The organism is Herbaspirillum sp. B65, from assembly GCF_000333555.1.
Taxonomy (GTDB): Bacteria; Pseudomonadota; Gammaproteobacteria; order Burkholderiales; family Burkholderiaceae_D; genus Herbaspirillum; species Herbaspirillum rubrisubalbicans.
Window position 1 is genome coordinate 1 of sequence record NZ_BADI01000486.1, and the last position, 11,018, is coordinate 11,018.

8 protein-coding genes and 1 pseudogene are annotated in these 11,018 nt (G+C 59.3%); 2 read left to right on the plus strand and 7 right to left on the minus strand.

The genetic code is table 11. From position 1 onward, the window contains the following. Window positions 1-1,379 precede the first annotated feature (1,379 nt). The gene (locus I5W_RS11770; protein ID WP_044529365.1) at window positions 1,380-2,225 is read left to right on the plus strand and encodes an ureidoglycolate lyase; all 846 of its coding nucleotides are present in this window, start codon (window positions 1,380-1,382) and stop codon (window positions 2,223-2,225) included. A 134-nt stretch (window positions 2,226-2,359) separates the two neighbouring features. Beyond that, window positions 2,360-3,112 carry an SDR family oxidoreductase gene (locus I5W_RS11775; protein WP_017453141.1) on the plus strand — a complete coding sequence of 251 codons (753 nt, stop codon included), beginning with the start codon at window positions 2,360-2,362 and terminating at the stop codon, window positions 3,110-3,112. A 154-nt stretch (window positions 3,113-3,266) separates the two neighbouring features. Here the strand turns inward: I5W_RS11775 and I5W_RS11780 are convergent, their stop codons facing one another. The 7 genes and pseudogenes from I5W_RS11780 to pstC all read right to left on the minus strand — a co-directional run. Beyond that, window positions 3,267-4,913, minus strand: coding sequence for a methyl-accepting chemotaxis protein (locus tag I5W_RS11780; RefSeq protein WP_044529366.1), 1,647 nt, complete (start codon window positions 4,911-4,913; stop codon window positions 3,267-3,269). A 489-nt stretch (window positions 4,914-5,402) separates the two neighbouring features. Beyond that, window positions 5,403-6,710 (minus strand): phosphate regulon sensor histidine kinase PhoR, encoded by a 1,308-nt coding sequence (phoR, locus tag I5W_RS11785; protein WP_044529367.1) that lies wholly within the window; start codon window positions 6,708-6,710, stop codon window positions 5,403-5,405. Between the two features lie 110 nt (window positions 6,711-6,820). Next, window positions 6,821-7,498 (minus strand): response regulator, encoded by a 678-nt coding sequence (locus I5W_RS11790; protein ID WP_017453138.1) that lies wholly within the window; start codon window positions 7,496-7,498, stop codon window positions 6,821-6,823. A 94-nt stretch (window positions 7,499-7,592) separates the two neighbouring features. Continuing rightward, window positions 7,593-8,299 (minus strand): annotated as a pseudogene (phoU, locus tag I5W_RS11795) (phosphate signaling complex protein PhoU). Window positions 8,300-8,479: 180 nt separating this feature from the next. Continuing rightward, window positions 8,480-9,280, minus strand: coding sequence for a phosphate ABC transporter ATP-binding protein PstB (gene pstB, locus I5W_RS11800; RefSeq protein WP_020480179.1), 801 nt, complete (start codon window positions 9,278-9,280; stop codon window positions 8,480-8,482). A gap of 35 nt (window positions 9,281-9,315) precedes the next feature. Continuing rightward, the gene (gene pstA / locus I5W_RS11805) at window positions 9,316-10,209 is read right to left on the minus strand and encodes a phosphate ABC transporter permease PstA (protein ID WP_044529368.1); all 894 of its coding nucleotides are present in this window, start codon (window positions 10,207-10,209) and stop codon (window positions 9,316-9,318) included. Beyond that, window positions 10,209-11,018: phosphate ABC transporter permease subunit PstC (pstC, locus tag I5W_RS11810; protein ID WP_044529369.1), on the minus strand; the 810-nt coding region annotated here is incomplete at its 5' end. The genes pstA and pstC, both read right to left, overlap by 1 nt.

The window sequence follows — 11,018 nt, forward strand, 5'->3', positions numbered from 1 at the left end:
TATTGAGTCCGTACTATGGCCCCTTAAGCGACGAAGCATGAATTTACACACATCGCTCTAGATCGCTAAGCACATGACCAACGATCGATGTATTCAACGGATCTGACCAGACATGGGAACGACCGTGGCTGGAGAAGCCATGCCGTTCAATCTGTATAAACGGTTCGTAGTCGCTACCTACGCCAAGGCCACGTGCTTGTTCCAGCGCTCGCTGCTGGATCCGAATAGGATCGCGCGGGTTAGCCCGCCTTTTCAGAAAGTTGCTAGTTATACAATCACTCTTTTCGTTGGACATAAGATTCCCCTAAAACTAGGCCAAAAAGCCAGTTTTAAAAATGTATAGGCGTGGGAAACCAAAAGGGGCTTGACGAAAAGCGGGCAGAGAGGGCAGAATACTGGGGTCTAGTTGTATCTGCGATGGCAAGTTCAGCGGCAACGCTAATTGCTACTGAACCAGTCTTGCTGTTGCTTTTCGGGAAGCCGACCTCCAGGTCGGTTTTTCGTTTTCTGGGGCAACTGTAAATTTTACATTGAATCTGACAATGTTTCAGATGGGAAATTTTTGCAGATAGTTGCCCAACAGAAAATTTGTATTCTCAAATTTTCGACACCTCCTTCTCTTGATCAAAAACAACAATTCTTGCGTTAAATATTTCTCGCTGAATTTGGCGAGGCACTTTAGCGCAACTGATCGGCTTGCGCAACAAATAAAATTTACCTCTAACTGGAATTGAGTGTCAATAGGCCGAATTTAGGCTATTTTTTGCCGACGTTAGCGACAAAAAATAAAACAAACCATTAGAAATCTATACAATTTGTATTAAGCCCAATAATGTGCCGCAAACCCTTTACCTATCTGGGTTGCATGCAATACGAGAAGATAAAATTTCGCCTTGATCGCTCACAAATAAGCTCAAATTGCACGAAATCCTATGAATTAGGGATACCCTCATGTATGCACAAAAAATATGCAACATGAACGAGTTGAGAAAGATGGAATTTGCACGTCGAAATAGATTGATTGGGCCGTACTTTTACCAAAAATTTATTACTTGCTGCGCTCTCTGAATTTCAATTCGAGGGCTAAAGAGGCACTCACTCGAAATATTCTTTCTTTCGACGAAGAGATGTTTTTCAACTTATAAATCTTGGCCGGCATTCGCGTCTCGCACGTAAGCTATTGATTTTATTGACTCGAAATTCAACTCATAATTAAACCTGTCAACTTACAATTCTCAAGCACACTTGCGCGCACTGACCGCCACCTCGCACGCGACATACCCTATTGGTCTTACCAATAAACTGGTAATATCCCATTTCCCCAACGACAGGCGCCCCCTGCGCCGTTCCCGAGACAACTCTTCCCCAAAGGAAACACGATGAAATTACTGCGTTACGGCCCGGTTGGGCAGGAAAAGCCCGGCATCCTCGACCAATCCGGCAAGATCCGCGATCTGTCTGCCTACATCAAGGATGTCAACGGTGCCGTACTGGATGACGCATCGCTGGACAAGATCCGCAAGCTGGACCTGAACAGCCTGCCGGTCGTCGAGGGTGCGCCGCGCATCGGCGCCTGCGTCGGCAATATCGGCAAGTTCATCTGCATCGGCCTGAACTACGCCGACCACGCCGCCGAATCCAACCTGCCCATCCCGGCCGAGCCGGTGGTGTTCAACAAGTGGACCTCGGCCGTGGTCGGTCCCAACGACGATGTGAAGATCCCGCGCGGCTCCAAGAAGACCGACTGGGAAGTGGAACTGGGCGTGGTCATCGGCAAGGGTGGCAGCTATATCGATGAGAAGGATGCAATGTCGCACGTGGCCGGCTATTGCGTGGTCAACGACGTCTCCGAGCGCGAATACCAGATTGAGCGCGGTGGTACCTGGGACAAGGGCAAGGGCTGCGATACCTTCGGCCCCATCGGCCCCTGGCTGGTCACCCGCGACGAAGTGGCCGATCCGCAAAAGCTGGGCATGTGGCTGGAAGTGGATGGCAAGCGCTACCAGAACGGCAACACCAGCACCATGATCTTCGGCGTGGCGCATATCGTGTCCTACCTGTCGCGCTTCATGAGCCTGCAGCCGGGCGATGTCATCTCCACCGGCACGCCGCCGGGCGTGGGCATGGGCGTCAAGCCGGAAGCGGTCTACCTGCGCGCCGGCCAGACCATGCGTCTGGGCATCGACGGCCTGGGCGAGCAACAGCAGAAGACCATCGACGCCTGATCGAGGCTGCTCGACGTACTACCGGCGCTGCCGCAGCGCCGTCGCATCGACTCCAATAAGAATAACGAGCAAACGCAGGCCAGCCCGGCCTGCGCTTTGCGCTATCCAATGACCGAACCAGGCGAGGAGACAGCATGAACCATTACGATTTCCAGGGCCGCAGCGCCATCATCACCGGCGGTGCGCAAGGCTTCGGCTATGCCGTGGCCGAGCGACTGTTGCAGGGCAAAGCCAAGGTGGTGCTGTGGGACATGGATGAAAAGGCGCTGGCCGCCGCTCGCGCCAAGCTGGAGCCGCTGGGCAATGTGGAGACCGTGAGGGTCGATATCGCCAGCCAGTCCGAGGTCCAGCAGGCCATCGAAGCCACCGAGAAACTGACCCAGTCCATCGACATCCTGGTGCATAGCGCCGGTATTGCCGGACAAAATAACCCAGTGGCCGAGTATTCACCGGAGGAATGGCGCCGCGTGATCGACATCGACTTGAACGGTGCCTTCTACGTCAACCAGGTGGTGGTGCAACGCATGATCGCGCAGAACTACGGGCGCATCGTCAATATCGCCTCCATCGCCGGCAAGGAAGGCAACCCGACCGCTTCGGCCTACAGTGCCGCCAAGGCCGGCATGATTGCGCTGACCAAGAGCCTGGGCAAGGAAACCGCGACCCGCAACATCGCAGTCAATGCCATCACCCCGGCCGCCGCCCAGACCCGCATCCTGGAACAATGCACCCAGGCGCACATCGACTACATGCTCTCGAAGATCCCGCGTGCGCGCTTCGTCAAGGTGGAGGAGCTGGCGGCGATGGTGGCCTGGCTGGTGTCGGAGGAAAATTCCTTCACCACGGCTTCCGTGTTCGATCTCTCGGGTGGCCGCGCGACCTACTGATGCGGCACCGCGAGCCGCAGTTGGCCGCACGGGAAAAATACTTCATATCATTGCCTAAAAGCCCTTAGCCACCCACCTCTATCGGCAGCCAGCAAAGAACCCGCCGACAATGCGGCGGGTTCTGCCTTTTTGCACGTCTGGTTCAGTACCAGGTTCAGCGCAAGGCTTGCCGGGGCGGTGTGATATCCACCTCGGCACGCCCTGCCGGGGCGGCACCGACGCCCAGCTCGGCCAACTCGTTGTGTGCCAGCAACTTGAACTGACTGACCACCTCGGACAAGCGCGTCGCCTGTTGTTGCATGGATTCGGCAGCAGCAGCAGCCTGTTCGACCAGGGCGGCGTTTTGCTGGGTGGTCTGGTCCATGTCGTTGATGGCCAGGTTGACCTGGCTGATGCCATCGCTTTGCTCGCTGCTGGCGGCGCTGATCTCGGCCACGATCTGGGCCACCTGGCGCACGCTGGCGACCACTTCATCCATGGTGCTGCCGGCGCGCGTGACCAGCTCGCTGCCGGTGCCGACCTTGCTCACCGAATCGTCGATCAGGATCTTGATTTCCTTGGCCGCCGAGGCCGAACGCTGGGCCAGCGAACGCACTTCGGAGGCCACCACCGCAAAGCCCCTGCCCTGCTCGCCGGCACGGGCCGCTTCCACAGCGGCATTCAAGGCCAGGATATTGGTCTGGAAGGCGATACCGTCGATGACGCTGATGATATCGACAATCTTGCGCGAGGACTCATTGATCGAGCCCATGGTGGAAATGACCTGCGAGACCACGTCCCCACCCTGCTGCGCCACCGACGACGCCGAGGCTGCCAATTGATTGGCCTGGCGCGCGTTACTGGCGTTCTGGGACACGGTCGAGGTCAGCTCTTCCATGGCCGAGGCGGTTTCTTCCAAGGCACCGGCCTGGCGTTCGGTACGGGCCGAGAGGTCGAGGTTGCCAGTGGCAATCTCGCTGGAAGCGGTGGTGATGGCATCCGTGCCGCTGCGCACCTGGCCGACGATGCGGGCCAGGTTGCCGGTCATGGTATGCAGCGCATGCATGAGCTTGCCGGTTTCGTCGGAGCGCGCCGCCAGCTTGTCATCGATGCGCGTAGTGAGGTCGCCAGCGGCTACCGCCTGGGCCACGTCGACCGCCTGCTCCAGCGGCCGCGTGATGCCCAGCGCCAGGCTGCGGGCAAACAGCCAGCCCAGTACCACTTGCAGCACGGCCAGTGCCAGCATCAGGTTGCGGCTTTCCTGATAGACCTGCTGGATATGGGCCGCCACGCGGTCGATGTTGGCGCGCTGCAGATTGAGCAATTGCTGCAGCAGATCCAGATAACCCTTGGCCGCCACGTCGAAGGGGCCGGCCAGAATCCGCGCCGCCTCCTCGGGCTGGCCATCGGCCTTGGCCTTGGAAATGGCATCGCGGTATTTGATGTAGTCCTTGCGCACCTGGCTCAGCTTGGTGAAGGCGGCTTTCTCTTCATCCGATTCGATCAGGGCTTCGATGGCTTTCTGTTGCGCGGTGGACATGCGGCTGGCAGCGGCGGCATCCTCGGCAAAGTAGGCCGCCAGGCTGGGATCGGCACTCTTGGCAATGGCCGTGGTGCGACGCACGCTGGTATGGATGGTGCGGTACCAGTCCGAGACCAGGCGCTCCTTGGTCAGCGGCTCGTGCATCATTTCATCGGTGGCTTGGGCAATGCCTTGCAGGCGCCAGATCGACAGCGCGACCACGACGCTGGCCGCAGCCAGGATGACGGCAAAGCCCAGGGCCAGACGACGACCTATCTTCATATTGGCTAAATAGCTCATTGGATTCTCTTTGCGCAGTAGGTGGGGTTGGCCAACCCGGTTGGGCAGCAATAGCCGGGCATTCGGCGCTTGATTCGCATAGTGCAGTGCAAAGGTTCCCGGCGCGATCAGGCATTTCCTGAAGGCCAGGCTGTCGTCCCTGTCCCAGCGAGGCTCGACCTCGCGCATTGGTACACCACACATATCGCCACTTATCCATAGGCAAGATGGCGCGCTCTTATTGCTAAAAATCCGCTGCGGTTGGCCTACGGCTCGCGTCACGGCAGGCTTGGCATCTGCAGCCAAAAGTCCAGACCGCTGGCGAGGCGCTATTGTTGCCAACAAGCCAGATGAGCTGGCATTCGTATTTGTACTTACTGACAGCAAGTCAGCTTTGAGCTATTGGCGCCATGGTACGCCGATGTGGCCGGTTCAAACATGAAAAAAGGATGCCGAAGCATCCTCTCCAATTGGTTTAGCCGCGTTTGTTCAAGGGAAATCACGATATCACTACTGCTCGGCATAATCCGCGATGGTCTGGGTGGCCGGGAAATGCACCGAGAAGGTGCTGCCATGATCGGGCACGGAGGCGATGTCCAGCGTGGCATGGTGGCGCAGCAGTACATGGCGCACGATGGCCAGGCCCAGGCCGGTACCCTGGGTTTCGCGCGAGCGGCTCTTGTCGACGCGGTAGAAGCGCTCGGTCAGGCGCGAGATGTGTTCGGGGCTGATGCCGATGCCGGTATCCTGCACCGAGAAATGCGCACCCTCTTCATCGCTCTCCCAGCGCAGCGTGATGGTGCCGCCTTCGGGGGTATAGCGCACGGCATTGGTGACCAGATTGGTGAAGGCGCTGCGCAGTTCGTCGGCACTGCCCTTCAGATCGGGGCCATCGACGATGAGCCGGATGTCGTGCTTGCCGGCCGACAGCGCCCGCCCTTCCTCGGCGATGCGCTCCAGCAGGGGCCGCACGTGCAGCACCTCCGAGCGCAGCGGATAGTCGATCGACTCCAGGCGGGTCAGCGTCAACATGTCGTCGATCAGGTTTTGCATACGCTGGCCCTGCTCGGTCATCAGCTTGAGGTGCGCGGTGCGGGTGGCTTGATCCAGGTTGGGCTGGGCCAGGGCGATTTCGAGGAAACCGTTGATGACGGTGAGCGGAGTGCGCAATTCATGCGAGGCATTGGCCACGAAGTCGCGTCGCATCATGTCGATACGTTGCGACTCGGTCACATCATGGGTGACCAGGATCTGACGCCGGTTTTCGAAGGGGATGATCTGGATGATGAGCTTGCGTTCGTGCAGGGCAAGGGTGAGCGGTTGTTCGTAGCGGCCCAGGATGATGTAGTCGATGAAGGCGGGATTACGGATCAGGTTGGTGACGCGCATCCCCTTGTCGCGGTCCAGCTTCAGGCCCAGGTGCTGTTGCGCCGCGGGGTTGCACCACTCCAGGAACAGCACGTCATCCATGATCACTACGCCATCGGGCAGCAGGCTCATGGCCTGGCGGAAGCGCGCCAGCCACTCGGCCAGCTCGGCCTGGTTCTTTTCATCGTCGCGATGCATCCGGTACAGGCGCGCATAGACATCGGTCCAGGCGCCCCAGCCATCGGGCAGGCGTGACTGGCCGGCATCATCCAGCCAGGTCGACAGCCGCAGCAGGTAATGCAGGTGAGCGATCATCATCGCCCCCACCCCCAGCACCGCCGTGACCAGCCCGACGATGGGACCGAAGAAGAAACCGACGACTCCTGCACCGCCCAGGCAAAACACCAGGCGTAATACGGCAGGAATCCAGAACAATAGTTGTGGACTCATTGATTTGGCAGATAAATCTTGGAAACACCCGCTTAAGCGTATTTGTAATTGTCGCCTGATTATGGACGATATGGGCAGTGTTGCCTAACGCGGGCGAGGTCTTATCGGTTTTATTTGGTGGAGAGCATGTAGCCCACGCTGCGTACCGTCTTGATCAGGCACTCGGCATCGCGCAGGGCCTTGCGCAGGCGCAGCACGTGGACATCCACGGTACGCTCTTCGATCACCACGTGGTCGCCCCAGACGCGGTCCAGCAACTGGCTGCGCGAGAACACGCGGTCGGGATGGGCGAGGAAGAACTTGAGCAGCTTGTATTCGGCATGACCGATATCGATGCGGGCGCCATCCAGGCTCACCGAGCAACTGGCCGGATCCAGCGTGATGGGGCCGGCCGACATCACCTCCTGCGCGTGTTCCGGGCTCTTGCGACGCAACAGCGCCTTGATGCGCGCGGTCAGTTCGCGTGGCGAGAACGGCTTGGTGATGTAGTCGTCGGCACCGTTGTCGAGGCCCGCGATCTTGTCTTCTTCCATGCTCTTGGCGGTGAGCATGATCACCGAGAGTTGCGCCAACTGACGATCGGCGCGGATGCGCGAGAGCAGGTGCAGGCCGCTGCGGTCGGGCAACATCCAGTCCAGCAGCACCAGCTGGGGGGCCCGATGCTGCACGAAGTCCCAAGCGGCAGCCGCATTGGAGACGACGAAGCTGGACCAGCCGGCCTCTTTCAAGGTGAAGGCAATCAGTTCGGCAATGGAGGGTTCGTCTTCGACGATGAGGATAGTAGTCATGATAGTGATGCTTCTTAGCTGTATCGCGGGTCTCCCCTCCGCAATCCGGTGCCAGGCGGCTCTTTCCCCGCCGCCGCCACCGGTGCCGTCGTGCTTAGTCTGCTTCCTGGGCCGGCTTGGCCGCAGCGAAATCGGAATGGCGGATATCCTTGCCACCGACCACGTAGACCACGTATTCGGCGATGTTCTTGGCATGGTCGCCGATGCGTTCGATGGCCTTGGCCACCCACAGAGTATCGATGGAACCGGAGATGGTGCGTGCATCTTCCATCATGAAGGTGATCAGGCTGCGGGTGATGGAGCGGAAGCCATGATCGATGCGTTCATCCTGCTTGATCAGCTCGGCCGCCTGCTGGTCATCCAGGCGGGCGAAGGCATCCAGGGCGCTACGCAACTGGTCCATGGCCTGCTCGGCGATCAGGCTCACGGTCTCGTAGTGCGACACCAGGCCGATCCCACGCTTGTGCAGGTGGATCGCGGTACGCGCGATCTTGGTCGCCTCATCGCCCACGCGTTCCAGGTCGGTGATGATCTTGATGGTAGCCATGACGGTACGCAGGTCATTGGCCGTCGGCTGGCGCCGCACGATCAGGTGGCTGCAAGCGTCATCGAGTCGACTTCCAGGCGATTGACGGCTTCGTCATCCTTCATCACGCGATGGGCGACGTCGAGGTTACCGTTACGGAAAGCCGCAATCGCGTCCTGGAACTGGTGTTCCACCATGCCGCCCATGGCAAGCACCTTGGAGCGGATCTGCTCCAGATCCTGGTCATACTGTTTGGAGGAATGATCGCCGGTCATGTGACGCCCCTAAAAAGAAATTCTATAAATAATATGTACAGTGCAATGACTACGGTTCGGGGTGCGGCATGGGCGTAGCGAGCAATCCCGAGGTCTGCGGGAGAAGCGCAGCCGTACTGGGGTACGGCGAGCATCGCAGCGCAGAGATCGGGATGCGCAGTAGCCCAGGCCGTACCCCTTTTAGCCAAAGCGGCCGGTGATGTAGTCTTGGGTTTCCTTGCGCACCGGATTCATGAAGATCTGGTCAGTCTCGCCAAACTCCACCAGCTCGCCCAGGTACATGTAGGCGGTGTAATCCGAGCAACGCGCCGCCTGTTGCATGTTGTGGGTCACGATGGCGATGGTGTAGTCGTTCTTCAACTCACCGATCAGTTCTTCCACCTTGGCCGTCGAAATCGGATCCAGCGCCGAGGTCGGTTCATCCAGCAGCAACACTTCCGGCTTGACCGCCACGCCGCGTGCGATACACAGACGCTGTTGCTGACCGCCGGAGAGCGACAGGCCGCTCTTGTGCAGCTTGTCCTTGACTTCACCCCACAGGGCGGCCTTGTTGAGCGCCCATTCGACGCGCTCATCCATCTCGCCCTTGGGCAGGTTTTCATACAGGCGGATACCGAAGGCGATGTTGTCGTAGACCGACATCGGGAACGGCGTCGGCTTCTGGAACACCATGCCGACCTTGGCGCGCAGCATGTTCAAGTCCTGGCCGGGTTCGAGAATGTTGTTGCCGGCGTAGATGATCTTGCCTTCGGCGCGCTGACCGGGATAGAGGTCATACATGCGGTTGAAGGTACGCAGCAGCGTGGACTTGCCGCAACCCGACGGGCCGATGAAGGCGGTCACCTTGCCTTCCCAGATGTTGAGGTTGATGTTCTTTAAGCCCTGGAATCCGCCGTAGTAGAAATTGAGTTGCGAAACTTCCAGCGTGGCCTTCAGGGCCGCAGCGGCATTGTGGGGTGCGGTCGAAGCGTGGCTTGCCATTTGATGAGCAGTAGTCATGTCGGTCACTTGGAGAATTAGCCGGGGATTTGTTGCTTGAACAGGGTACGCGAGAGCACGTTTAGCAGCAGCACGCTGAAGGTGATCAGCAAGGCGCCGCCCCATGCCAGCGAGACCCAGTTGTCATATGGGCTCATGGCGAACTGGTTGATCACCACCGGCAGGTTGGCAATCGGACGGTTCATGTTGGTGCTGAAGAACTGGTTGTTCAACGCAGTGAAGAGCAGCGGTGCGGTCTCGCCCGAGATACGGGCCACCGCCAGCAGCACACCGGTCACCACGCCCGCCTTGACCGCACGCAGACGCACGATGATGGCCACCTTCCAGCGCGGGGCGCCCAGCGCGAAGGCCGCTTCACGCAGACCACTCGGCACCAGCTTCAACATGTTGTCGGTGGTACGCACCACCACCGGAATGGCGATGAGCGAAATGGCGAAGGTACCGGCCCAGCCCGAGAAGTGATTCACGTTGGCCACGTAGATGGCGTAGATGAACAGACCGATCACGATCGAGGGTGCCGACAGCATGATGTCGGTGACGAAACGGGTGACCTGGGCCAGCTTGCTTTCCTCGCCGTATTCAGCCAGGTAGACACCGGCCAGGATGCCGATGGGGGTACTGATGATCGTGCTGATACCGACCATCATCAACGAACCGACGATAGGGTTCAACAGGCCGCCGCCGGCGTCGCCCGGACCAGGCGTGTTTTCGGTCAGCAGACCCAGGTTCAGCGCGGCCACGCCCTTGAACACCAGGGTCAGCAGGATCCAGGCCAGCACGAACAGGCCCAGGCCCATGGCCAGGAAGGAGAACAGCATCCCCATGCGATGCTGCATCAGGCGGCGGCGATAGACGGGATTGACGACTTGTGCGGTGGCAGCTTTTTCCACCAGTTGTACGGTCTGGCTCATTATTTGGCTCCTTCCTTGCGCGCCATGCCCATCAACATGATCTTGGCGGCGGACAGGACGATGAAGGTGATGACGAACAGGATCAGGCCCAGGGCAAACAGCGAAGAGACGTGCAGCTTGCTGGAGGCTTCGGCGATTTCGTTGGCCAGCGTGGAGGCAATCGAGTTACCGGCCGAGAACAACGACCAGGACAGGCGGTGCGAGTTACCGATCACGAAGGTCACCGCCATGGTCTCGCCCAGTGCACGCCCCAGGCCCAGCATGACGCCACCGACCACACCGGTCTTGGTGTAGGGCAGCACCACCTTGCGCACTACTTCCCAGCGGGTACAACCCAGGCCGTAGGCCGATTCCTTCAACACTGCGGGCACGACTTCGAAGACGTCGCGCATCACCGAAGAGATGAAGGGGATGATCATCACCGACAGGATCAGGCCGGCGGTGAGGATACCGATGCCCATGGTGGGGCCGGAGAACAGCACGCCGATGCCGGGGAGCTGACCCAGGGTGGACTTCAGGAAGGGCTGGCCGTATTCGGCGAAGAGCGGCGCAAACACGAACAGACCCCACATGCCGTAGATGATGGAGGGCACGCCCGCCAGCAGTTCCACACAGGTGCCCAGCGGGCGACGCAGCTTGGCGGGGCAGATTTCGGTGAGGAACAGGGCGATGCCGAAGCTGACCGGGAAGGCGATGAGCAAGGCGATGATCGAGGTCGACAGCGTGCCGACGATGGCGATCATGGCGCCGAAATCGNNTATGGTCGGATCCCATTCGACACGCGTGATGAAACCGGGGCCGAAAGCCTG